The sequence below is a fragment of the Pseudonocardia sp. NPDC046786 genome (genome assembly GCF_040645415.1).
GTDB classification, from domain to species: domain Bacteria; phylum Actinomycetota; class Actinomycetes; order Mycobacteriales; family Pseudonocardiaceae; genus Pseudonocardia; species Pseudonocardia kongjuensis.
The window spans coordinates 262086-285365 of record NZ_JBEYYF010000005.1 but is presented as its reverse complement, the minus strand read 5'-3'; the positions used below and the strand labels follow the sequence as shown (position 1 = coordinate 285365).

At 75.4% G+C, this 23280-nt stretch carries 21 protein-coding genes; 9 read left to right on the top strand and 12 right to left on the bottom strand.

What is annotated here, in order from left to right; genetic code table 11:
- Nucleotides 1-44 precede the first annotated feature (44 nt).
- From ABZ881_RS08800 to ABZ881_RS08785, 4 genes are all read left to right on the top strand, one after another.
- A complete protein-coding gene (locus ABZ881_RS08800; protein WP_358483018.1) occupies nucleotides 45-1349 on the top strand; it encodes a CaiB/BaiF CoA-transferase family protein in 1305 nt (434 codons plus the stop codon).
- Nucleotides 1346-2344 carry an NADPH:quinone oxidoreductase family protein gene (locus ABZ881_RS08795; RefSeq protein WP_358483016.1) on the top strand — a complete coding sequence of 333 codons (999 nt, stop codon included), beginning with the start codon at nucleotides 1346-1348 and terminating at the stop codon, nucleotides 2342-2344. Before ABZ881_RS08800 ends, ABZ881_RS08795 begins: the two co-directional genes overlap by 4 nt.
- Nucleotides 2341-3777, top strand: a complete 1437-nt coding sequence (locus tag ABZ881_RS08790) for an MFS transporter (protein WP_358483013.1) — start codon at nucleotides 2341-2343, stop codon at nucleotides 3775-3777. Before ABZ881_RS08795 ends, ABZ881_RS08790 begins: the two co-directional genes overlap by 4 nt.
- Before the next feature lie 185 nt (nucleotides 3778-3962).
- Complete coding sequence (locus ABZ881_RS08785; RefSeq protein ID WP_358483011.1) at nucleotides 3963-4742, top strand: IclR family transcriptional regulator; 780 nt, start codon at nucleotides 3963-3965, stop codon at nucleotides 4740-4742.
- Here ABZ881_RS08785 and ABZ881_RS08780 read toward each other — a convergent pair.
- From ABZ881_RS08780 to ABZ881_RS08755, 6 genes are read right to left on the bottom strand one after another with little or no spacing between them, the layout of a single operon-like run.
- On the bottom strand, nucleotides 4708-5727 hold the full coding sequence (locus tag ABZ881_RS08780) for an amidohydrolase family protein (protein ID WP_358483009.1): 1020 nt from the start codon (nucleotides 5725-5727) through the stop codon (nucleotides 4708-4710). The genes ABZ881_RS08785 and ABZ881_RS08780 overlap by 35 nt on opposite strands.
- The gene (locus ABZ881_RS08775; RefSeq protein WP_358483007.1) at nucleotides 5724-7265 is read right to left on the bottom strand and encodes a class I adenylate-forming enzyme family protein; all 1542 of its coding nucleotides are present in this window, start codon (nucleotides 7263-7265) and stop codon (nucleotides 5724-5726) included. Before ABZ881_RS08775 ends, ABZ881_RS08780 begins: the two co-directional genes overlap by 4 nt.
- A complete protein-coding gene (locus ABZ881_RS08770) occupies nucleotides 7262-7783 on the bottom strand; it encodes a 3-hydroxybutyryl-CoA dehydratase (protein ID WP_358483006.1) in 522 nt (173 codons plus the stop codon). Before ABZ881_RS08770 ends, ABZ881_RS08775 begins: the two co-directional genes overlap by 4 nt.
- A 13-nt stretch (nucleotides 7784-7796) precedes the next feature.
- Nucleotides 7797-9383, bottom strand: coding sequence for an amidohydrolase (locus tag ABZ881_RS08765; protein ID WP_358483004.1), 1587 nt, complete (start codon nucleotides 9381-9383; stop codon nucleotides 7797-7799).
- On the bottom strand, nucleotides 9349-9777 hold the full coding sequence (locus tag ABZ881_RS08760) for a RidA family protein (protein ID WP_358483003.1): 429 nt from the start codon (nucleotides 9775-9777) through the stop codon (nucleotides 9349-9351). Before ABZ881_RS08760 ends, ABZ881_RS08765 begins: the two co-directional genes overlap by 35 nt.
- Nucleotides 9774-11234: an aldehyde dehydrogenase gene (locus tag ABZ881_RS08755; RefSeq protein WP_358483001.1), complete on the bottom strand. Its 1461-nt coding sequence runs from the start codon at nucleotides 11232-11234 to the stop codon at nucleotides 9774-9776. The genes ABZ881_RS08760 and ABZ881_RS08755 overlap by 4 nt, the downstream gene beginning before the upstream one ends.
- A 153-nt stretch (nucleotides 11235-11387) precedes the next feature.
- Between ABZ881_RS08755 and ABZ881_RS08750 the strand changes: the two genes are divergently transcribed.
- Both ABZ881_RS08750 and ABZ881_RS08745 read left to right on the top strand, forming a co-directional pair.
- Nucleotides 11388-11882 carry a hypothetical protein gene (locus ABZ881_RS08750; RefSeq protein ID WP_358482998.1) on the top strand — a complete coding sequence of 165 codons (495 nt, stop codon included), beginning with the start codon at nucleotides 11388-11390 and terminating at the stop codon, nucleotides 11880-11882.
- Nucleotides 11883-11911: 29 nt separating this feature from the next.
- Nucleotides 11912-12661, top strand: a complete 750-nt coding sequence (locus ABZ881_RS08745; RefSeq protein WP_358483107.1) for a fumarylacetoacetate hydrolase family protein — start codon at nucleotides 11912-11914, stop codon at nucleotides 12659-12661.
- A gap of 80 nt (nucleotides 12662-12741) precedes the next feature.
- Here the strand turns inward: ABZ881_RS08745 and ABZ881_RS08740 are convergent, their stop codons facing one another.
- The gene (locus tag ABZ881_RS08740) at nucleotides 12742-13539 is read right to left on the bottom strand and encodes an enoyl-CoA hydratase/isomerase family protein (RefSeq protein WP_358482996.1); all 798 of its coding nucleotides are present in this window, start codon (nucleotides 13537-13539) and stop codon (nucleotides 12742-12744) included.
- Nucleotides 13540-13681: 142 nt separating this feature from the next.
- Between ABZ881_RS08740 and ABZ881_RS08735 the strand changes: the two genes are divergently transcribed.
- Nucleotides 13682-14461 carry an SDR family oxidoreductase gene (locus tag ABZ881_RS08735; protein ID WP_358482994.1) on the top strand — a complete coding sequence of 260 codons (780 nt, stop codon included), beginning with the start codon at nucleotides 13682-13684 and terminating at the stop codon, nucleotides 14459-14461.
- Nucleotides 14462-14468: 7 nt separating this feature from the next.
- Here the strand turns inward: ABZ881_RS08735 and ABZ881_RS08730 are convergent, their stop codons facing one another.
- On the bottom strand, nucleotides 14469-15545 hold the full coding sequence (locus ABZ881_RS08730; RefSeq protein WP_358482992.1) for a DUF2235 domain-containing protein: 1077 nt from the start codon (nucleotides 15543-15545) through the stop codon (nucleotides 14469-14471).
- A 194-nt stretch (nucleotides 15546-15739) separates the two neighbouring features.
- Between ABZ881_RS08730 and ABZ881_RS08725 the strand changes: the two genes are divergently transcribed.
- On the top strand, nucleotides 15740-17494 hold the full coding sequence (locus ABZ881_RS08725) for a heme peroxidase family protein (RefSeq protein ID WP_358482989.1): 1755 nt from the start codon (nucleotides 15740-15742) through the stop codon (nucleotides 17492-17494).
- Nucleotides 17495-17699: 205 nt separating this feature from the next.
- Here the strand turns inward: ABZ881_RS08725 and ABZ881_RS08720 are convergent, their stop codons facing one another.
- Together ABZ881_RS08720 and ABZ881_RS08715 are read right to left on the bottom strand one after the other, a co-directional pair.
- Entirely contained in the window at nucleotides 17700-18686 is a 987-nt protein-coding gene (locus tag ABZ881_RS08720) for an AraC family transcriptional regulator (protein WP_358482988.1), read from the bottom strand.
- A gap of 118 nt (nucleotides 18687-18804) precedes the next feature.
- Nucleotides 18805-19770 (bottom strand): helix-turn-helix domain-containing protein, encoded by a 966-nt coding sequence (locus tag ABZ881_RS08715; protein WP_358482987.1) that lies wholly within the window; start codon nucleotides 19768-19770, stop codon nucleotides 18805-18807.
- A 190-nt stretch (nucleotides 19771-19960) separates the two neighbouring features.
- Here ABZ881_RS08715 and ABZ881_RS08710 point away from each other — a divergent pair, with 190 nt between their 5' ends.
- A complete protein-coding gene (locus ABZ881_RS08710; RefSeq protein WP_358482985.1) occupies nucleotides 19961-20863 on the top strand; it encodes an alpha/beta hydrolase in 903 nt (300 codons plus the stop codon).
- Nucleotides 20864-20869: 6 nt separating this feature from the next.
- Here ABZ881_RS08710 and ABZ881_RS08705 read toward each other — a convergent pair whose 3' ends face one another.
- Together ABZ881_RS08705 and ABZ881_RS08700 are read right to left on the bottom strand one after the other, a co-directional pair.
- Nucleotides 20870-21682, bottom strand: coding sequence for an alpha/beta fold hydrolase (locus tag ABZ881_RS08705; RefSeq protein ID WP_358482983.1), 813 nt, complete (start codon nucleotides 21680-21682; stop codon nucleotides 20870-20872).
- A gap of 49 nt (nucleotides 21683-21731) precedes the next feature.
- Nucleotides 21732-23246, bottom strand: coding sequence for an NAD(P)/FAD-dependent oxidoreductase (locus ABZ881_RS08700; RefSeq protein WP_358482981.1), 1515 nt, complete (start codon nucleotides 23244-23246; stop codon nucleotides 21732-21734).
- Between the last annotated feature and the right edge of the window lie 34 nt (nucleotides 23247-23280).

The window sequence follows — 23280 nt, the reverse complement described above, 5'->3', positions numbered from 1 at the left end:
CGCGTTCCTACCGTTCGCCGGACCCCTTCGAAGGCGAGGTAGAGATGATCGAGGGCATGCGGGTGCTGGCGCTGTCGCACTTCGTGCAGGGCCCGGCCGCGTCGCAGTACCTGGCCGATCTGGGCGCCGATGTGGTCAAGGTGGAGCCGCCCGCGGGTTCGTGGGAGCGGCGGGCGGGCAGTGCCGGGATCCGGGTGGCCGGGCACAGCGTGACGCACCTGTCGGTGAACCGGAACAAGCGGTCGCTCGCGGTGGACCTGAAGCATCCGGACGCGCAGGCGGTGCTCCGGCCGCTGATCGAGCGGGCCGACGTGCTGATGGAGAACTACCGTGGCGGCGCGCTGGACCGGCTCGGTTTCGGCTACGACGCGGTGCGGGCGATCAAGCCGGACATCGTCTACGCCTCGGCGACCGGCTGGGGCTCGCGCGGCCCGATGGCCGGTCGACCCGGGGTGGACCTGCTGGTGCAGGCCCGGTCCGGGCTGGCCGCGGCCACCGGATCGGCCGGGCGGCCCGGCGCGGCGGGCACCCCGGTCGTCGACCACCACGGGGCCGCGCTGCTCGCGATGGGGGTGCTCGCCGCGTACGCGCGCAGGCTCGTCACCGGCGAGGGCACCCGGGTCGAGGCGAGCCTGCTCGGCGCCGGGCTGGACCTGCAGGCCGAGTCGCTGGCGCTGTTCCACTCCGGGCGGCGCACCGCCGCCGACCTGGACCGGCCCGCCGAGCTGGCCTGCTGGGCGATCGACGCGCCGTACGGGATCTACCCGCTGCGCGACGGCGGGTCCGTCGCGATCGCGATCAGCGGGCCGATGGCCGGGTTCGGTGCGGCGCTCGGCGAGCCGGCGCTGGACGCGTTCGATCCGGTCGCCCGCCGGGAGCGCCGCGACGAGTACGTGGCGCTGCTGCGGCCGGTGCTGGCCGCGCTGAGCTTCGACGAGGTCGACGCGCGGCTCGGTCCCGGCGGGTTCTGGTTCGAGCGGGTCGCCGGGTACGATGATCTCGCCGCCGATCCGCAGATCGTCGCCGAGGGGCTGTTCACCGAGGTCGACGGGGGCCCGGAGCGGGCGACCGTGCTGCGCCATCCGGTGCGCTACGACGGCGAGCTGCCCGCGGTCCGTCGGTCGCCCGCGGGACTGGGCGAGCACTCGGTCGAGGTGCTCGCCGAGGCGGGTCTGGACGCGGCTGCGATCGCCGGGTTCGTCGCGTCCGGTGCCGTCGTCGACGGCGGCGCAGGTGCTGTGGGCCCGTCCGGCGCCGCGAGCGGTCCCGGTGCCGACGGTGCCGCCGGCGACGGTGCGACCGGTGTTGCCGGTGACCGGGCGCGCGCCGCCGGCCCGGTGACGCAGTGAGCAGCCCGACCACCGCGGTCCTCTGCCGGACCCTCGGCGGCCCCGAGCTGCTGGAGGTCGTCGAGCTGGCGGAACCGGCCGCACCCGACCCGGGCGAGGTGGTCGTCGCGGTCGAGCACGTCGGGCTGAACTTCCACGATCTGCTGGTGCTCTCCGGCGAGCACGTGGTGCGCCCGGAGCCGCCGTTCTCCCCCGGCAGCGAGTACGCCGGGACGGTCACCGCGGTCGGCCCGGGCGTGCACGCGGTCACGGTCGGCGACCGGGTCGCGGGCAACGAGGAGTACGGCTGCGCCCGGTCGGCGCTGACCGTGTCGGCCGACCGGATCACCCCGCTGCCCGACGCCGTGTCCACCCGGCACGCGGTCGCGATCCTGGTGGCCTACGGGACCGCCTTCCACGCGCTCGTCCAGCGCGCCGCGGTGCGGCCCGGCGAGACGGTGCTGGTGCTCGGCTCGTCCGGCGGCGTCGGCTCGGCGGCGGTCGATCTCGCCGACCTGGTCGGCGCGCACGTCGTGGCCGCGGCGTCCGATCCGGACCGGGCAGCGATCGCGCTGGATCGGGGGGCGCGCAGCGCGTTCGGCTACGGCGGCGACGCGGACCTGCGCGCCGCCGTGCGCGAGCACACCGGCGGGGCCGGCGCCGACGTCGTCGTCGATCCGGTCGGTGGGACGGTCGCCGGTGCCGCGTTGCGGTCGGTCGCCTGGGGCGGCCGGTACCTGGTCGTCGGGTTCGCCGGCGGCGAGATCCCGTCGGTCCGGCTGAACATCCCGCTGGTGAAGGGCTCGTCGGTGGTCGGGGTCTTCTTCGGTGAGTTCGTCCGGCGGCAGCGCGCGCTGCACGAACGCAACATGGCGACGGTCTTCGGCTGGGCCGCCGCGGGCCGGTTGCGCCCGCTGGTGCACGGCGTGCTCCCGCTGGCCGACGCGACGCGCGCCTACCGGCTGCTCGCCGACCGGGCGGCCGTCGGCAAGGTCGTGCTGTCGGTGGCCGGATGAGACGGACAGAGCCGGCGGAGCAGGCCGGGCCGACACAGCCGGCGGTGACGGCCGGGACGGCGGACCCGGCGGAGGTGCCGCTCGGCCGGGTCCGCGCGACAGCGGTGACGGCGGCGCTGCTCGCCGGGACGCTGCTGGCCCCGCTGAACTCGTCGATCGTCGCGGTCGGGCTGGACGCGGTCCGCCGGGACTTCGCGATCGGCTTCGCCGAGGTCTCCTGGCTGGTGACCGGCTTCTACCTGACCGCCTGCGTCGCGATGCCGGTCGCCGGGCGGCTGGCCGACGTGTACGGGCCGCGGTCGGTGTTCGCCGCCGGGATGACGGTGGCGTCCGCCGCGTCGGTGGCGGCGCCGTTCGTGCCGACCATCGAGCTGCTGGTCGCGTGCCGCTGCCTGCTCGCGTTGGGCGTGTCGGCGTCGTTCCCGTGCCTGATGGTGACGCTGCGCCGGTTCGGCACACCGGGCCGGCTCTCCGCGGTCGCCGTCGTGAACACCACCGCGGGGGCGATCGGCCCGGTCGTCGGCGGGCCCGCGGTGGCCTGGCTCGGCTGGCCCGCGGTGTTCTGGGTGAACCTGCCGCTGACCTGCGCGGCGCTCGTCGTGGCGCTGGTGCTGCTGCCCGGACGGCCGCCGTGGGCCGGTCGCGGACCGCGCCGGATGCCGGACCTGCTGGGCGGCCTGCTGTTCGCCGGCGGACTGGTACTGCTGCTGCGGGCGGTGCTGATGCACCCGGTCGACGTGCCATCGGGGCTCGCCGCGCTCGGCGTGCTCGGCGCGTTCGTGGCCTGGGAGCTGCGGGTGCGCACTCCGTTCGTCGACGTCCGCGCGCTGCGCGCCGCACCCGGGATGCTCGCCGTGCTGGCCGGGTTCGTGCTGTTCAACCTGGCCTACTACGCCGCGTTCTACGGACTGCCGCAGTGGTTCCAGGGCCCGCTCGGGCTCGGCCCGGCACAGGCCGGGCTGCTGCTGTTCCCGCTGGCCGCGAGCAGCGTGCTGGCCACCGTCGGCGGGGCCCGGCTGCTCGGCCCGCTGAGCCCGCTGCGGCTCGGGCTGCTCGCGCTCGGCCTGCTGCTGGTGGGCGCGGTCGCGGTGGCGCTGCTGCGCCCCGGCAGCCCGATCTGGCTGGTGGTGATGGTCGCCGCGCTGCTGGGCGTGCCCTACGGACTGGGCAACCTGGGCATGCAGCAGCTGATGTACGACCGCTCCCCGCCGCAGCTCGCCGGGCTGTCCGGCGGCTTGTTCCAGTCGGCCCGCTACGTCGGCGCGATCCTCGCCGTCGGGGCGCTCGGCACCCTGACGCCCGCCGCCGGCGACGACGCGGCCCCGGACGTGACCGGGCTGGGCGTCGCGATGGCCGTGATCGCCGTTCTCGGCGCGGTCGTGCTGGGGACGGCCGCGCGCCGCCACCCGGCCGGCCCCGGTACTCCCCGGTGAGCCCGCCGCACGGTGCCGGCCACCCCGCCGGTCCCGCCGCTTCCGCCGGTCCCGCCGGTCCCGCCGTTTCCGCCGGTCCCGCCGCTTCCGCCGGCCCTGCCGCTTCCGCCGGCCCTGCCGGTCCCGCCGGCCCTGCCGGTCCCGCCGGCCCTGCCGGTCCCGCCGCACCGGCGTCCGGCCGCTCGGTGTCGTCGCGGGTGTTCACCGTGCTCGGCGCGTTCGGGCCGGACCGCACGGAGCTGCGGCTGGTCGACCTGCGCGACGCGACCGGGCTGCCGGTCGCGACCGTGCACCGGATCGCCGCCGAGCTGGTCGCCCTGGGCGCGCTCGACCGCAGCCCGGACGGGCTCTACCGGATCGGGATGCGGCTGTGGGAGCTGGGTTCGCTGTGCCCGCGCCCGCGGACGCTGCGCGACGTGTCGCTGCCCTACATGCAGGACCTCTACGAGGCGACCGGGGAGAACGTCCATCTCGCCGTGCTCGACGGCGACGAGGCGCTCTACCTGGAACGGGTGTGGGGCCGCCGGTCGGTCGAAGTGGTCACCCACGTCGGGGAGCGGTCCCCGCTGCACGCCACCGGCGTCGGCAAGGTCCTGCTCGGCCACGCCCCGCGCGAGCTGCAGGAACGGGTGCTGTCGGCCGGCCTGCAACGCTTCACCCCGCACACCGTGGTGATGCCCGGCCTGCTCATGCGCAGCCTGCAGCAGGTGCGCAACACCGGCATCGCCCGCTGCGTGGAGGAGCTGTCGCTGGGCACGGTCTCGGTCGCCGTCCCGATCGTGGACGCGCAGCCGAAGGTGATCGCGGCGCTGTCGGTGGTGCTGCACACCCGCACCCGGGCGCTGCACGGGGTGGAGCCTGCACTGCGGCTGGCCGCCGCGTCGATCTCCCGGGAGCTGGCGACCGAGACCGTCCCGGTGCTGAGCGGGCTCAGGAACCGGCCCGGGCGGCGAGCAACGCGCTGAGGGTGCCGTGCAGAACCTGCGCCCGCTGCCGCGCGGACAACCCGGCCGCGCCGACCGCACCCACCGGGTCGTGCTCGGCCAGCTCGAACGGGTAGTCGGTGCCGACCATCACCCGTCCGGCGCCGACGTCGTCGACCAGCCGGCGCAGCGCCTGCGGGGAGAAGGTGGCGCTGTCGTAGTACAGCCGGTCCAGGTAGGCACCGGGCGGGTGCGGCGTCGTCCGGGCGACGTCCTTGCGCTGCCAGCCCATGTCCATCCGGCCCCGCAGGATCGGCAGGCAGCCGCCGCCGTGCGCGAGCACCAGCGCGACGTCGTGGCGTTCCAGCACACCGCCGAACACCAGCCGGGCCGCGGCGATCGCCGTCTCCATCGGGAACCCGACGAGCTGGGGCAGCCAGAAGTCGTGCAGCCGGGCACCGTCCGGGACGCCGTTGGGGTGCACGAAGGCGAACACCCCGGCGTCGGCGAGGTAGGACCACAACGGTTCGTGCACCGGATCGTCGAGCTCGCGGCCCAGCCCGCGGGTGCCGAGCGCGACACCCGCGCAACCCAGCTCCTCGATGCAGCGGCGGGCCTCGGACACCGCCCACGGGGTGCCGAGCGGGACGAAGCCGAGCGGGTCCATCGTGCCCGCCCACGGGGCGAGCATCGCGGCCAGGCCGTCGTTGCCGCAGCGGGCGACCGACCGGACGAGGTCCTCGTCGTCGGCGGCCGCGCAGGTGACGAACGGCGGCAGCGACACCAGCTGCCGGTCCACCCCGGAGCGGGCCATCTCGGCAGGCCGGCCCGACGGGTCCCACTGCGCGCGGGCGATCGGGATCGGGGCACCGGGACCGACCCCGGACACCCGCGGGTCGAACCGGACGACGCCCTCGTCCAGCCCGGTGAGGTCGGCCAGGCCGTCGGCGGCCAGCCGGTCCAGCAGCGTGCGCGGCACCGCGTGCGCGTGCACGTCCAGCGCAGTCGGCTCCGGCAGCTCCGTCATCGGTGCTCCCTCTCCAGCGCCCGCCGGTCGAACCGGCCCATCGGGGTGCGGGGCAGCCCGCCGTCGCGGCCGACGACGCGGTCGGCGACCAGCCCGAAGCCGTCCAGCACGGCGGCCGCGGTGCGCGGCTCGATCCGGCCCGCGGCGACCACGACGGTCCCGCCGTCGCGGCCACGCAGCACCGCGGCCGGCACCCCGGTCGCGGCACGCAGCGCGGCCTCGACCGCGGGCGGGCACAGCGGCGCTGGGCCGTCGGTCAGCACGTCCTCGACCCGGCCGGCGTGCTGCAGCCGCCCGTCGTCGTCGCGCCGGCAGACGTCACCGGTGCGCACCCATCCGCCGTCGAACGGATCGGGCGCGCCGAACGCGTACCCGGTCAGCACGGTCGGGCCGCTCACCCACAGCTCTCCCGGGCCGTCGCCGGTGACATCGTGCCCGGCCAGGTCGACCAGCCGGGTGCGGGTGCCCGCGAACGGCGTCCCCAGTCCCGGTCCGGTGCCGGTGCAGTGCACCGCGGGCAGCGCCAGCGCGATCGTCTTCGGCACCTCGACCTGCCCGAACACCCCGCACAGGCCGGGATCGCCCCAGGCCCGCAGGGCCGCGGTGTCGGCGGCGGCGAGATCGTCGCCGCTGTAGAGGACCAGCCGCGGCACCGGCAGCCCGCCGGTCCGGGGATCGGCGAGCAGCGACCGCAGCAGCGGCGGCATCAACGCGAGCACCGCGCCGGGCTCGGCCGCCAGCGTCTGCACCAGGCCGTCGACGCCGGACCGGGCGGGCAGCACGAACGTGCCGCCGTGCAGCAGCACCGGCAGCACCATGTTCCCGAAGCCACCGGAGACCGCCTCCGGGCAGACCACGACCGGCCGCTGCGGCCACGGCAGCTGCTCGGCGCACATCGTGGCGACCGCGCCGAGCGCCGCCCCGGACAGATCGACACCCTTGACCGTGCCGCCGGTCCCGGAGGTGAAAGCCAGCCGCGCCGCGATCCGGTCCGGCCCGGCGGCGGGCACACCCACCGGACCGGCGGCGGCCAGGTCGGCCGATCCGCCCGCGGGCACGCCCGATCCGCCCGCGGACGCACCCGCGCCGCCCGCGGGCACCCCGGCCGGGTCCGGCCGGGCGTGACCGGCCCGATCGGCCGGGCGCGCCGGGACGCCGGAGCCGTCGACGACCCAGCGCCGGACCGCACCGCAGCCCGCCCCGGCGACCGGCTCCGGCGCCGTCACCACCACGGAGGGGCCGATCAGCTCCAGCCGCCGGGCGAGCTCCGCGGGCGGCAGCGACCCGGGGGCGACCGAGCAGACCCGCACCCCGGCGACGTAACAGGCCGCCGCGGTGATCCACTGCGCCGGGTCGTTGCCGCGCAGCTGCACCAGCGTGTCCCCCGGGCCCAGACCGGCCGCCGCGAGCCGGGCCGCCAGGTCGTGCACGGCGCGCGCGGTCGCGGCGTAGGTCAGCTCGGTGCCGCCCTGCCGCAACGCCACCCGCTCCGGGTGCCGGTCGAGCGCGTCGAGCAGCAGCGGGCCGATGCCGGTCACAGCCGCTCGTCCGGCAGCACGGTGCCGCACCCGTCGCAGGTCCGGGCGTCGAGGTCCTCGTAGAAGGATCGGTAGGCCCCGGCGACCGGGTCGACGCTGTAGTCGCCGACGTGCACCGCCTCCTCGTGCAGGAAGTGGTCGCACGACGGGCAGAACCAGCGGAACCGGTCCAGCTCGCCGGGCCGACGCAACCGCTCGATGACCAGCACGAACGAGTCCGGTGCGAACCGGGGCGAGTGCGCGATGCCGGTCGGGGTGAAGATGCACCGCCCCGGCGGGACGACGGCGACGTCGGACCCGCCCTCCGGGCGCCGGTAGTGCAGGTCCATCGTCCCGCGGACCATGAACATGACCTCGTCGCTGGGGTTGAGGTGGAACTCGCTGCGGTACTCGCGGCCGCGGGCGAGGAAGGCGAGCGACTCGCTGTCCTGCCACAGCACCGCGACCCGTCGCCCGGAGTCCTGCAGCTCCTGGGCGGTGCGGTCCAACTCGACGATCGGCATCTGGCTCGGATGCATGGGGTGCCTCCTTTCAGGCGGTGGCGGCCGGGGTGCGCTCGTGCACCACCCGGCCGGCGACGACGGTCAGCTCGACCGAGGTGCCGAGCAGGGCCGCGGGATCGTCGTCGAGCGGGTCCCGGTCGACGACGGTGAGATCGGCGTCGGCGCCGACGGTGATCCGGCCGCGGTCCGGCCGGCCGGTGTGCGCCGCGACGGACGCGGTGTAGAGGCCCAGGGCCTCGGCCGCGGTGATCCGCTGCCCGGCGCCGACGTCCGCGCCGGTCACGTCCCGGCGGGTGCGCATCAGGTACATGTTCGGGAACGGATCGAGCGCGTTGATCGGATGGTCGGTGCCCGCGCAGACCCGGTCCGGGCCGAGCACGTCGAGCCAGTCCCGGAACGGCACGGCCCGGCGCAGCGCGTCCTCGCCGAGGTGCCCGGCGATCGCCCGCCCGTTGCGCCACAGGAACGGTGCCTGCGCCGCGACGACGACGCCGCTCCCGCGGGCCCGCAGCATCTGGTCACGGGTCATCAGGCTGGCGTGGATCAGGACGTCGGGGAGCCTGCCGGGGGCGCCGCCGCCGAGCACGTCCAGGGCGAGATCGACCGCGGCGTCCCCGACGACGTGCACGCCGACCGGCCAGCCGCAGTCGTGCGCGATCCGTACCAGGGTGCGCAGCCGGGCGGCGTCGACCACGGTGCCGCCCCGGTACCCGCTGCGGCCCGGGTAGTCGTCGCGGGTGTGCGCGGTGCCGAGCGTCATCCCGCCGTCGATCTGCAGTTTCACCCCGCGCACCGACGTCCACGGGGTCGGGCCGGGTGGGCCGCCGGCGAGCAGCTCCCGCCAGCGGTCCCGGTCGACCTCCGGGTTCAGCGCCCCGGTGGGGACGACCATCGCGGCGACCCGCACGGTGGCCCCGCCGTCGTCGGCGACGGCCCGCACGACCGCCAGATCGGCCGGGGTCATCGCGCCGGCGACGACCGAGGTGATGCCGTGGGAGTTGAGCAGCCGCATCGCGTCCCGGATCTGCGCCCGGCGCTGCGCCGGCGTCCACGGCGGGACCACCGCGGCGACCCGGTCGGCGTCGGCCCGGTCCAGGTGCCCGCCGTGCCCGGCCGGGTCGATCCCGGCCCGCCGCAGGGCGGCGGAGCTCGCGGTGCCGCCGTGCCCCTCGTGCAGCAGGACGGGGCGGCCCGCGGCGGCGGAGTCGAGCTCGGTGCGGGTCGGCGGGCGCTGCTGCGCCAGCTGCAGGACCGGGTTCCAGGTCTGCCCCCGGATCCACTCACCGTCCGGGCGGCCGGCGGCGAACGCGGCGATCCGGTCCAGCGCGTCGGCGACGGTCCGCGCGTCGCGCAGCGGCACGGCGTGCGCGTCCATCGCGGCGTCCTCGAAGTGGCAGTGCCCGTCGGCCAGCCCGGGGACCACCCAGCGGCCGGAGACGTCGACCACCCGGGCGCCCGAACCGGTCGCCCCCCGCACGGCGGCGGGGTCCCCGATCGCGGTCACGACGCCGTCGCGCACCCCGACCGCGCCGGCCCAGCCGTCCGGGCCGAGCACCCGGCCGCCGGTCAGGACCAGCCCGTCAGACCGTGGGGACGGCGGCGGTGACTGCTGCAACGCACTCCACCTCCACCCGGACCCCGGTGCGGTGCGGCGTGGCGATGATCGTCGTGCGGGCCGGGAAGTGCGCGGCGCCGTCGAAGAACCGCCGGTACTCCTCGTTGAACGTGCCGAAGTCGGCGACGTCGGCGACGTAGCAGGTGCACTTGAGGACGGTGTCCCGCGAGCCGCCCGCCGCCTCGACGACGGCGAGCAGGTTGGTGAGCGTCTGCCGGACCTGCGCGGCGAAGTCGTCGGAGACGATCGTGCGGGTCTGCGGGTCCAGCGGTCCGGTGCCCGAGCAGTAGATCGTGCCGCCGTGCACGACGGCCTGCGAGAGCGGCGCGGCGGTGCCGGTGGAGAAGCCCACCACGGGAGCGGATCGGGTGGTCACGGTGCTGATCGCGGTCATCGCGCTGCCTCCTGCGTTGCGGGGTCGGGATCGATCTGCATGACGACGGCCTTGGGTTCGGTGAAGAAGTCGCGGCTGTAGAGCCCGCCCTCGCGGCCCACCCCGGAGTCACCGGCGCCGCCGAACGGGGCCCGCAGGTCGCGGACGAAGAAGCAGTTCGTCCACACGGTGCCGACCCGCAAGGCCCGGGACACCCGGTGCGCGCGGGACAGGTCGCGGGTGAACACCATCGCGTTGAGGCCGTAGCGGGTGTCGTTGGCCAGCGCGACCGCGTCCTGCTCGTCGTCGAACGGGAGCACGACGACGACCGGGCCGAAGATCTCCTCCTGGGTCACCCGGTCCCGCTGGCCGGCCCCGAGCACGATGGTCGGCAGCATCGTCCAGCCCTCGCCCGGTCCGCCGGTGTGCAGGGTGGCCCCCGCCCCGGTCGCGACGTCCAGATAGGACATGACCTTCGCGTGGTGCTCCTGCGACGACAGCGGCCCGATCCGGGTCGCCGGGTCCTTCGGGTCGCCGACCGGCAGCGCCTGCGCGGCGCGGGTGAGCCGCTCGACGAACTCGTCGAGGATCTCCCGCTGCACGTACAGCCGGCTGCCGGCCAGGCACACCTGGCCGCTGTTGGTGTAGACGGCGCGGACCGCCCACTCGACGGCCCGGTCCAGATCGGCGTCGGCGAACACGATGTTCGCGCCCTTGCCGCCCAGCTCCATGCTGACCGGGGTCAGGTTGGTGGCCGCGGCCCGGCCGATGGTCCGGCCGGTGGCCGACTCACCGGTGAAGGTGATCCGGTCGACGTCGGGGGTCTCGGTGAGCGCCTGGCCCGCGGCGTCCGGCCCGTAGCCGTGCACGACGTTGAGCACGCCGGGCGGCACACCGGCCTCCAGGGCGAGCCGGGCCAGGATCGTCGCCGACGCCGGGGACTGCTCGGCCGGCTTCAGCACCACGGTGTTCCCCCAGGCCAGCGCCGGGGCGATCTTCCAGCTCGCCATCATCAGCGGGAAGTTCCACGGCGAGATCGCCGCGACCACCCCGACCGGGTCGTAGCTGGTGAACGCGTGCTGCCCGCCGGCCATCGGGAACGCCTCGGCGGGCGCCAGCCGGGCGTGGTCGGCGAAGAACCGGATGTTGCGCGCCGCGCGCGGCACGTCGTGCCCGGACGACTCGGTGATCGGCTTGCCCATGTCGACGGTGTCGGCGAGGGCCAGCTCCGCGGTCCGCTCGACGACGAGATCGGCGAACCGGTGCAGGATCCCGCCGCGCTCCTCGGCGCTCATCCGCGGCCACGGGCCGTCGTCGAACGCGGTCCGGGCGGCCTCGACGGCCCGCCGGGCGTCCTGCGCGGAACCGGACGCCACCGTCGCCCACGGCGCCCGTTCCCACGGGTCGACCGAGTCGAACGTGGCCGCGTCGGCCGAGGCGACCTCCTCGCCGGCGATGACGTGACCGTAGGACTCCACCTGTGCTCCTTCACTCGCGGACTGCTGGGGCAGATCGTGCGGCGGGCCGGCCGGGCGGCCAACGGCTCGTTACCACCCAGCGGAAACGCCGGGTCGCGATCGGCTGCGCCGGTTCGAAGGATGGGCGGCGACCCCGACCGGCAGGAGATCCCCGTGAACCCAGCAGTCCCGACGGGCGCGCTGCTCGTCCGCCCGCAGCACACCGGCGACCCGCCCGGCCGGCCGGTGCCGGTGCACGACGCCGGCGCGCCCTACCGCGGCCCGGGACCGGTGCAGGTCGCGGCCGCGCTGGCCGTCACCGCTGGACCGGACCCGACCGTCCGGGGCGCCCTGCTGATATCCGGCGCCGACGGCCCCCGCGCGGTCGTCCTCGGCCCGGTCGTGGCGCCGCTCGCCGGGCCGGACCTGCGACTGGTCGGCTGCACCGTGCACGTCGGCGGCCTGCCCGCCGGCACCGGGGCCGGGGCCGCCGCGGTCCCGGCGTCCGGGCCGTGGGCGGTCACCGCCGGGCACGACCCGGGCGTCACCGTCCTGTTCGGACCGATCACCGCACCCGCGCCGGCCGCGGGCCGGACGACCGCGACCGCCGTGTTCGGCCGCGGGCTCGGCCCGGTCACCGTGCGCCTGCACCCCGAGGGGGACTCGTGAACGACCAGACCGTCGCCGGTGCCGCGCACCTGCTGCTGGACGCCGAGCAGCGGGCCAGCGCCGTCGAGCCGATCACCGACACCTGGTCCGGGCTCGACCTGGACACCGCCTACCGGGTGCAGGAGGAGACCCTGGCCCGGCGGATCATGCGCCGGGAGACCGTCACCGGGATCAAGCTGGGCCTCACCTCGCGGGCGAAGCAGGTCCGGATGGGCATCGACACCCCGCTCACCGCCTGGCTGACCGACGCGATGGCGCACGGCGCGGGCGAGCCGGTCCCGACCCACACGCTGATCCAACCCCGGGTCGAGCCGGAGATCGTGTTCGTGCTCGGCGAGCGGCTCGCCGGGCCGGGGGTGACCGCGGCCCGCGCGCTCGGCGCGGTGCGCAGCGTGCACGCCGGGCTGGAGATCATCGACAGCCGGTTCCGGGACTTCCGGTTCCGGCTGCCCGACGTGGTCGCCGACAACGCCTCGTCCGGGCTGGTGGTGACCGGCTCGACCGGAATCGCGCCGGCCGACCTGGACCTCGCGCTGGAGGCGTGCGTGCTGGAGGTCGACGGCGAGATCGTGCACACCGCCACCGGGGCCGCCGTGCAGGGCGATCCGGCGCAAGCGCTCGCGCTGGCCGCGAACACGCTCGGGGCGCGCGGGATCCCGCTGGAGCCGGGCTGGCTGGTGTTCACCGGCGGGATGACCGACGCGGTGCCGATCGCCCCCGGCTCGCACGTCGTCGCCACCTTCACCACCCTCGGCACCCTGGTCCTGGGCGCCGCGTAGACCCCGCGCCGCACACCCGTCGCCTGCGCCGCACACCCGTCGCACCAGGTGTGCGGCGCAGGCAACGGGTGTGCGGTGGGTCAGCGGCGGCGGACCTCGGCGGACCATTCGGCGCGCATCCGGGTGGACTCGGGGGACGCCAGCTGCGCGATCTGCTCGGTGATCTCCCGCCGCACGGCCTCCTCGACGGTCGCGTCGGCGGCGTCGTGGATCAGCGCCACCGTCCGCCGGGCGGCCTCCGGCGGGGTCGCGGCGAGCACCGCCGCCCGCTCGAGCGCCGCGGCCAGCGGGTCGCCGGCGATCTCGTCGAGCAGCCCGATACGCAGCGCCTCGGCGGCGCCGACCCGGCGCGCGGACAGCGCGATCTCGGTGGCCCGGCCCGGCCCGACCGCCCGGCTCAGCAGCCGGCTGATCCCCCAGTCCGGGACCAGCGCCATCCGCACGAACGGCACCGCGAGGAACGCCGACGGCGACCCGATCCGCAGGTCGCAGGCCAGCGCCAGGGCGGCCCCGGCGCCGACGGCGGCGCCGTCCACCGCGGCCAGGGTCGGTGTCGTCGCGCGGACCAGCCGGACGGTCGTCGAGAACTCGCGCGCCATCCGGGCCCGGGCCCGCCCCGGCGGCTCTTCGCCGAGCGCGCCGATCACGTCGAGATCGCCGCCGGCGCAGAACGCGCCGCCGCGCCCGGTCAGCACGATCACCCGCACCGCGGGATCGGCGTCCAGCGCGGCGACCAGGCCGGGCAGCCCGTCGAGCAGCGGCCGGTGCAGCGCGTTGCGCCGCTGCGGGCGGTCCAGGGTCAGCACGGCGACGCCGTCGTCGCCGACGTCGAGGACGGCGCCGTCGGGCACGGCGCGGGAACGGTCGTGGTGGGTCACCGTCCGATCGTCGGCGCGGTCCCGCCGGACCGGCCAGACGCGGTTTCCGCTGGGTGGGAGCGACCGGTGGCCCGGCGCCGGGACCGGGGCCGATCCTGCCCGGGTCCGCGCACCCCGCCTGCCGAACGGAGCACCACGCCCCATGCCAGACTCCCCCGCCACGCACCCGTCCCAGCTGGCCGGCCGGACCGCCGTCGTCACCGGCGCCGCGTCCGGCATCGGCCGGGCCACCGCCGCACTGTTCGTCCGGCGCGGCGCCCGGGTGCTCGCCGTCGACCTGGACGCCGCCGGCCTGGCCGGGCTCGCCGCCGAGCTCGGCCCCGATGCCGCGCTCGCCACGCTCACCGCGGATCTGACCGCACCCGACGCCCCGGACACCGTGCTCGACCGCGCCCGCGCCGAGTTCGGCGCGCCCGACGTGCTCGCCAACATCGCCGGCAAGGCGGGCGACGGCCCGATCGACGCCACCAGCGACGACGACCTCGACCGCTACCTGCAGCTCAACCTGGGCACCGCGTTCCGGCTGACCCGCGCGTTCGCGGCCGCCTGCGAGGGCGGCGGCGCCGTCGTCAACACCTCGTCGACGTTCGCGCTGGTGGGGGTGCGCGGGTCGGCGCCCTACTCGGCGGCCAAGGGCGCCGTCACCAGCCTGACCCGCCAGCTCGCCGCCGACCTGGGCCGCCGCGACATCCGGGTGAACGCGGTCGCGCCCGGCCTGGTCCGCACCCCGGCGACCGCGGCGAAGATCGACTCCGGGATCTTCGAGGACGTGGTGACCCGGTCCCGTCCGCTGCCCCGGGTCGGGCGGCCGGACGACGTCGCCGGCGCCGTCGCGTTCCTCGCCTCCGACGACGCCGCGTTCGTCACCGGCGTGACGCTGCCGGTGTGCGGCGGCTGGAGCACCACCCGGTTCCGCGAGTGACGCCGGTTCAGGCCGGCACCCGCGACCTGCGCAGCCACGGCGCGAGGTTCGGGTTGCGCGGGCGGTAGCCGGGCAGCCGTTCCCACCGCTCGCGCAGCGACGGCGCGAGCGTCTCCCGCTCGGTGGTGTTCACCGGCCGCAGGTACGGGCGACGGCCGGGCACCAGCGACGCGAGCCCGGCGAGCCAGCCGGGGTACGGGTCGCCGAAGGCGGAGCGCCACTCGTCGCCGGTGAGCGGGACGGCGGGCGGCCCGATGTCCAGGCCTGCCGCACGGGCCTGGTCGGCGATCCACTCGCGGGGCAGCGCGGAGAGCGGGGCGGGGCCGCGGGACCGCTCGCCGCCGCCGCCGACGTCGGAGTGCGCCCCGACGAACCAGCGCTGCTCGACCGACGTCGGGTGGTCCGGGACCGGGACGGGCACGGCCGTCCAGAGCGTCGGGGTGAACTCGGGGCGGTCCTCGTCGAGGGCGACCGCGTGCCGGGCGACGTCGACGTACCCGCTCAGCGCGGTGTCGTGGAACCGGTACCGGTGGGCGAACACCTTGCCGATGTCGCCCGGTATGCCGAGGCTGCCGACGGTGTCGAAGACGCCGATGAACCGGATGCGCTCCAGCCGGGACCGGGCGAGGACGGTCCGGTCCTGCGCCGTCCGGCGGCCCGGGTCGTCCTCGCCCTCGGTCATCTCCCGCAGCCCGGGCCTGCGCAGGTCGCGGTACCGGTCGAAGACCTCGCGATCGGTGAGCACGTCCGGTGCGACGAGGCCGCACCGGGTGATCATCCCGGCCAGGCTGCGCGCGGTGAACGCGCCCCGGCTGTAGCCGAACAGGTAGATCTCGTCGCCGGGCCGGTGCCGCTCGGCGAGGAAGCGGTAGCCGCGGCGGATGGTGTCGTCGACGCCGTGGCCGAACGCGCCGCCCCGGATCCGGTCCCACGGCCCGTTCCCGACGCCCTCCACGTAGCACCGCTGCTGCCCGCCGCCGGGGTCCTCGCGCCCGCTCTCGGCGGTGCGGTCGTGCAGCAGCGCGACATGCGTCCCGTCGGCCGGGTCGTTCCACGTTCCGTCCATGAACACCGCGAATCGCATGCACCACCGTCGCGACCGGCGACCGGCCCCCGCAATACGCATTCCTGATCAATTTCCGGCGCACGTTCCGCCAGGACACAACGGACTCTGCCGGTCATCGTCCGGATTCGGTATCCGGAACCCGGAAAGATGGTTTGCTACACACATGTGCGTATGGAATTGCCGGTAACAGCACTTCTATCGTCATTCCCACCGTGCCCACCACCACGACGATGCGGGGAGTGCAGACGATGAACGAGAACGCCGACGGACGCCGGGTGATCACCGGGATGCGACACGGCGGACACGCCATCGTGGACAAGGCCCCGGGTGCCGACCGGGCCGTCGAGCACGGGTCGGTGCGGCTCAGCGAGATCACCCAGGACGCCGAGATCGCGAAGACCGACGGCATCGCGGGTGCGCTGGTACTGGCCGGGGTGAGCGACTTCGACTACCTGTTCCCGGCGCTCGCCAACGACCCCGCCAAGCTGCTGCCCGCGGAGACGCCGCAGATCGCGGAGACCACCGTCGCCGCGCTGAACGCGCTCGGCACGGCCATGATCGAGCAGGCCCCGCCGTCCGGTCCGGACGCGCCGATCCCGCCGGTGCACACTTACTGGGGCCAGTTCGTCGACCACGACCTGACGGCCGCGACCGACAACGACAGCGTCATCGGCATCGACGTCACCCCGCTCACCCCGATGCCCCCGGCCGACGTCGTCTCGCTGCTGGTCAACAAGCGCAACCCGGCGCTGAACCTGGACTCGCTCTACGGCGACGGGCCGTTCGCCACGCCGGTGCCGGGCGGGATCGCCGTGCCGTACCGCGCCGACGACCCGGCCAAGTTCGCGCTCGGCACCCTGGCGGTGACCGGCGGGGTGGCCGGGGTGCTCGTCCCGCCGGTGAACGACGACGAGCGCGACCTGCCCCGCCAGGACCGGGTCGCCCTGATCGGCGACGGCCGCAACGACGAGAACCTGGTCGTCGCGCAGCTGCACGTGGCGTTCCTGCGCTTCCACAACAACGCCGTCGACTGGGTCCGCGCGAACGAGCCCGGCCACGCCGGGACCGGTGCGGTGTTCGCCCGGGCCCGCGACCTCACCCGCTGGGCGTACCAGTGGCTGACCGTGCACGACTACCTGGACACCGTGCTGGACGCCGGCGCCGTCGACCGGGCGATCGCCGGCGAGGACGACCCGCTCGGGCTCCTCGGCCGGGAACGGACCTACATGCCGCTGGAGTTCTCGGTGGCCGCCTTCCGGTTCGGCCACAGCATGGTGCGCGGCGCCTACGACTGGAACCGCAACTTCGGCTTCCCCGGCAGCTTCCAGGAGCGCGCGACCCTGCAGCAGCTGTTCCAGTTCACCGGCACCGGCGGCTTCCTCGGGGGCGCCACCACGCTGCCCGACAACTGGCCGATCGAGTGGCAGCGGTTCGTCGAGCTCGACGATCTCTTCCCGATCCGGGCTGCCCGCCCGATCGACACCTTCCTCGCGAGCCCGCTGCAGGAGATGGTCAACCAGCTCGACGGCACGAGCGTGCCCCCGGACAGCGACCTCGGCACGCTGCTCGTGCACCTGGCCCGGCGCAACCTGCTGCGCGGGTTCCGGCTCGGCATCCCCACCGGGCAGGCCATCGCAACCGCGCTCGGGATCACACCGCTCACCGTCGCCGAGCTGACCGACGGGCTGGACCCGGCGATCCGCGCCGCGCTGGAGTCCGGCGGTCTCGTCGACCGGACGCCGCTGTGGTTCTACGTGCTGCGCGAGTCCGAGGTCCGCAACGGCGGCGCCGCGCTCGGGCCGGTCGGCAGCCGGATCGTCGCCGAGACCATCGTCGGGCAGCTCCGGAAGGACCCGCGGTCCTACCTCAACCGCGACGGCTGGACCCCCGACGACGGCGTGCTGCTGCCCGACGGCGGGGCCGTCACCTCGATCGCCGCGTTCCTCCGGTTCGCCGGGGTGCTGTGAGCCTTTTGTCGGGGCAGCGCCGCAGGGCGCCGCACCCCCAACGCCGGCTCGCACCCCCAGCGCTACGCCGCACCCCCAGCGCCTTCTCGCACCTGCCCGATCCGGTGCGGGAAAGCGCTGGGGGTGCGGGAACGCGGCGGGGGCAGCGCGTGCGGGAATGCGGCGCGTGCGGGAACCCGCCGCAGGTACGGGACCGCGGCGCGCGTCAGGAGCGCAGGGTTTGCGCCGGTGAGCAGCCGTACTCCGCGTGGTAGTGCGCCGCGAAGCGCCCGGGATGGGTGAAGCCCCACCGGGCCGCGACCGCGGCGACCGACTCCCCGCCGGCCGGATCACCCGCCAGCAGGTCGGCGTGCGCGCGGGCGAGCCGGGCCCGGCGCAGCTCCTCCAGCGGGGTCCGGCCCCGGTGTCTGCGGAAGGCGTGCTGCAGCCCGCGGACGCCGATCCGGGCGGCCGCGGCGACGTCGTCGATCCCGATGTCGGTGCCGGCGTTCTCCTCGATGTAGGCCAGCGCGCGCCGCAGGACCGCGGGCACGGCCGGGTCGGTCCGCGGTGCCCGCCCGGCACCGGCGAGCCCGCTGTTGGGGAAGGTCAGCAGCGCGGCGCCGGCCAGCGTCCGGCCGGCCTCGGCCAGCGCCAGCGGGTGTGCGGCGATCTCGTCGTCGGACAGCACGGCACCCCGCACGTGGGCGAGCGCGGACTCCCAGTACCGGACGGCCGTTCCGGGCACCGGCAGCATCGAGCTGAACCGCACCCGCCCGACCTCGGGGCCGAACAGCGAGTGGGCGGCCCGGTCCAGGAGCGACATGTCGAGGGACACGGTGTCGACGGCCATGTCGTCGAGCCGGTTCCACCATCCGCGCTCCGGTGGCATCAGCAGCGGCCGGCCCTGCTCGGCCCCGGCGGTCTCCCGCCCGGCGCGGACACCGAGGCTGCCACCGGCACAGCCGCTGACGACGTGCACGGTCTCGCCCGGCGCCGCGACCTCGAACTCGGCGACCATGCTGTAGACCACGTGCGCCACGGCGAATCCCGGTGCCGCGGTGCCGGTGTGCGCGAACCGGAATCCCGCGGGGTCCCCGGAGAGGCCGACGTCGAAGTCCGCGTAGGCGTTCCGCAGCACCTGGTTCGACCACTCGGGATCGGTGGACTGGACGTCGAACCGGGTCAACGGCGGACCGAGCGTGTGCGGCACGTCTGGCATCCCTCGCGGAAGGACCGGACCCGGTGGGCGGCAAGGTGACCGGCACCGGTTGCCGGCGCCGGGTTACCGACACAGTATCCACAACGGAGCCGTCGAACGGTACGACCGTTCAGGAACGGGTCCCGCCGTGCGACGCCCGGTAGCCACCGGGGGACAGTCCGTAGCGCGCGGTGAAGGCACGGTGGAAGTGGCTGCTGTCGAAGAAGCCCCATCGGTGCGCGATCGTCGAGATCGGCTCGTCTCCGGTGGCGAGATCGTCGCGGGCCCGCGCCAGCCGCCGGCTGCGGACCACCCCGCCGAGGGTCTCCCCGCCGGCGTTGAAGACGCGGTGCACGGTGCGCTCGGACACCCCGTGCGCGCCGGCCACCCCGGCCGGGGTGATCTCGGGCCCGGTGAGGTGCCGGTCGATGTAGCGCTCCATGACGGCTCGCAGCACCGGGTCACCGGCCGGGCCGGCCGGGGTGCCCGGGCGCACCGCCCCGGCGACCAGTTCGAGCGTCGCGTTCCGGGCGGCGACCGTCGCGGCCGGCCCGAGCGCCGGGAGGGTGGCCGTGAGCGCGTCCAGGTAGTGGGCCAGCAGGCGGACGGCCGGGGCGTCCCGGTCCAGCACGATCCCCGGGTCGGCGGCCCATGCCCGGCCGCCGACCTCGGCCAGCGCCGCTCGGGGGATCAGCAGGCTGCGCTTCACCAGCCGGTCGCCGACGGCGAACCGCGCCGTCGTCGTGCTGTCCCAGACGACGGCGTCACCCGGGCCGAGGCGGGCCGTCCCGCTCTCCTGCCACACGGTCTCCGTGCCGTCCCGGACGAACAGGATCACCACGAACTCGCCGTCGGTGTCGGCGATCTGGGTGCGCGACCGCACGCCGCGGGTCCGCTCGCACTCGGCGTCGACGAGCGCGAGATCGTCGACCCACCAGCGCCGGACGCGGGCCCGGAAGGTCTTGTCCGGCCGGGCCGTCCCGGCCTGCACGCTCCACGGCAGGTGCGTCGCCGTGACGATCTCGCGCCAGCGGTCCGACATGTCGTCGTCGGCGCGGCCGTGCACGCTCCAGCGGTCCGGTCCGGTTCCTGTCACTGCCGACCTCCCCATCGCCGGTGCGGCGGCGCCCCGGGATGACACCGGCAACTGTGGCACCGGCGCGACCCGCGCGGAAGCGCCTGGCGGGCCCGTACAACGACCTGTCGCCCGGGTACACGCGGGCGCGCCCGTGGGCGTCGAGACTCGTCGGCGTCCAGGGAGTTCGGTACGCGAGGAGTTGACGACGATGTCCCGACGCGACGTGGAGTTCCGGTCCGACGGCACGACCCTGCGCGGGTGGCGCTACGAGCCCGACGGCGGGCCGCGCCCGTACCCGCTGGTGGTGATGGCGCACGGGTTCTCGGCGACGAAGGAGATGTACCTGGACGACTTCGCCGAGGTCTTCGCCGCCGGCGGGCTGGGGGTGCTGGTCTACGACAACCGCAACCTCGGGGAGAGCGACGGCGAGCCGCGCGGCGAGATCGATCCCTGGCGGCAGATCGAGGACTACCGCAGCGCGGTCACCTTCGCCTCCGGCCTGGACGGGGTGGACCCCGGCCGGATCGGGATCTGGGGTTCCAGCTACTCGGGCGCGCACGTCCTGGTGGTCGCGGCGATCGACCGGCGGGTCCGGGCGGTGTCCTCGCAGGTTCCGCTGATCAGCGGGAACGAGAACGCGCGCCGGCTGGTCCGGGCCGACCACATCGCCGGGCTGCGCGCCGCGTTCGACGCCGACCGGGTCGCGCGCTACCAGGGTGCCGCTCCGGCGACCATCCCGGTCACCTGGGTCGACGATCCCGGCGAGTCGTGCGCGCTGCCGACCGCCGACACCCACGACTTCTTCCTCGGCCCGATCCGGGAGCGCGCGAAGACCTGGGAGAACGAGGTGACGCTGCGCAGCGTGGAGATGTTCACCAACTACGAGCCGGGCGCCTACCTGCCGCTGATCAGCCCGACCCCGCTGCTGCTGACCGTCGCCGCCGGGGACCACCTGACCCCGGCCGACCTGGCACTCGCCGGCTATCAGCAGGCGCGCGAGCCGAAGCAGCTCACGATCCTGCCCGGCGGGCACTTCGAGGCCTACACCGGTGACAACTTCGCCGTCTCCAGCGCCGCGCAGCTCGACTTCTTCCGCACTCACCTGGGGTGAGCGCGGTCAGCCCCCGGCGTGCTCGCCCAGGAACCCGGTGACGATCTTCGTCAGGTCCGCGGGACGCTCGATGTGCAGGCCGTGGCTGGACCCGGGGCCGGTCACCAGCTCGAAGCGGGCCCCGGGAATCGCGTCGGCGACCGCGCGGGCCTGCCACGGCGGGGTCAGGAGGTCCTGCTCCCCCACCACGACCAGGCTCGGCGCGGTGACCGCGCCGAGCCGGTCCAGGGTGTCGTGCGCCAGGTCGGCGTCCCACTGCTCGACGGTCACCTGCATCTGCGCCTCGTTCTGCGGGAACGCGGGCAGCATCGGCTCCAGCAGCGCGCCGAAGTCGGGATGGTCGAGCAGCTGCGGCGAGAACGCGATCCCGGACGCGGCCAGCGCCGCGTCCATGTCCCGGTGCACGTAGGGGGCACGCAGCGCGCTGAGCACCGCGCGCTGGAACCCGTCGGCGCGGGCCCAGGTCGCGTACAGCACGGCGGAGCGGACCTGATCCGGGCGGGCGAGCGCGAGCTCCTGGGCGACCGCCGATCCCAGCGACCAGCCGAGCACGTGCGCCGACGGCACGTCGAGCGCCTCCAGCAGCGCGGAGGCGTCCTCGGCGAGCCCGCCGACGCTGATCGGGCCGGCGCCGCGGTCGCTGCCGCCCAGCCCGCGGTTGTCGAAGGCGATGACCCGGTGGGTCTGTTCCAGGCGGCCGACCAGCTCGCCCCACAGCGGGATCGAGCCGGACGTTCCCATGATCAGCAGCAGCGGCTCGCCGTCGCCGCTGATCTCGTGGTTGAGCGTGACGCCGGTGCGGACGGGGATGCGGGGCACGGGTCCTCCCTGGGACGCGGGTCGGGCGGATGGGGTCGGGCGGGTCCGGTCAGTGGTACTGCAGGCCGTCGTCGACGTCGGCCCCGGGAAGTGCGACGCGCTCGTGGTCGTGCTCGTGCATGTGCGTCCACGGGTCCCGGTCGCCCTGCCGGAACATCCGGTCCCGGCAGCGCTGCACGTAGCCGGGGCCGAAGTTGTCCAGCTCGACCCAGGGCCGCAGCTCCATGCCGGCGTCCTGCGGGCGCAGCTGCGGGACGACGGTGCTCGCGCCCCGCTCGGCCATCCGGTCGAAGATCCGCCCGATGACGTCGTTGACCAGGTCCAGGCGCAACGTCCAGCTGTGCCGGAAGTAGCCGAAGGCGTAGGCCATGTTCGGCACGCCGCTGATCATGATCCCGCGCCAGGTGACCCGGCGGGTGAAGTCGACCGGCTCGCCGTCCACCCGGAACGGGATGTCGCCGAACACCGACAGGTCGAACCCGGTCGCGGTGACCACGATGTCGGCCTCGATCACCTCGCCGGAGGACAGCCGCACGCCCTTCTCGGTGAACTCGTCGATCGTGTCGGTGGCGACCGAGACCCGCCCGGCGCGCATCCGCTCGAAGAAGTCGCCGTCGGGCACGAACGCGATCCGCTGCTGCCACGGCCGGTAGCGCGGGATGAAGTGCTTCTCGACGTCGGTGCCCTCGGGCAGCAGCGGCCGGATCGACTCGACGAGGAACTCGTGCAGCTGGTCGGGATCGTCGCGCCCGGTGGTCGCCAGCCAGTCGAGCTGCTGGACGTACTGGCGGCGGAGGATCTCGTGCGTCCAGTCCGCCGGGAGGTCCAGCGGCTCCAGCAGGGTGGCGAGCTCGTGCACCCGCGGCGCCGGGAACCAGTACGACGGCGAGCGCTGCAGCATCGTGACGTGCTCGGCGGTTCCGGCCATGGCGGGCACGACGGTCGCCGCCGTGGCGCCCGATCCGATGACGAGCACCCGGGCACCCTCGTGGTCGAGGTCGTCCGGCCACGCCTGCGGATGCACGATCCGGCCCTCGAAGCGCTCCGTGCCGGACCACTGCGGGGTGTAGGGCTCGTCGTGGTTGTAGTAGCCCTGGCACATCCAGAGGAACCCGGCGGTCAGCCGCAGCTGCTCACCGGTGTCGGTGCGGGTGACCTGTGCGGTCCACCGCCGGTCCGCCGACGACCAGTCCAGCCCGGTCACCCGGTGCCGGTAGCGGATGTGCCCGGCGAGGTCGTCCTCCTCGATGACCTCGTCGAGGTAGCCGAGGATCTCCTCGCCCGCGGCGATCGACGGGCCGCGCCACGGCTTGTGCCGGTAGCCGTAGGTGAACAGGTCGCTGTCCGAGCGGGCGCCGGGGAACCGGTGGGTCCACCAGGTCCCGCCGCGGGCGTCCTGTGCCTCCACAATGGTGAAGCTGCGGTCCGGGTACTGCTCGCGCAGCCGGTGCGCGGCACCGATGCCGGACACGCCGGCCCCGACGATCAGGACGTCGACGTGCTCCGGCCCGGCCGGGTCGTCGTCCCCCGCCCGGTCGCGCTCGAGGGTGGCGGCGTCGGTCATGTCGGGACCTCCCGGATCGGCGGTGACGGGACGG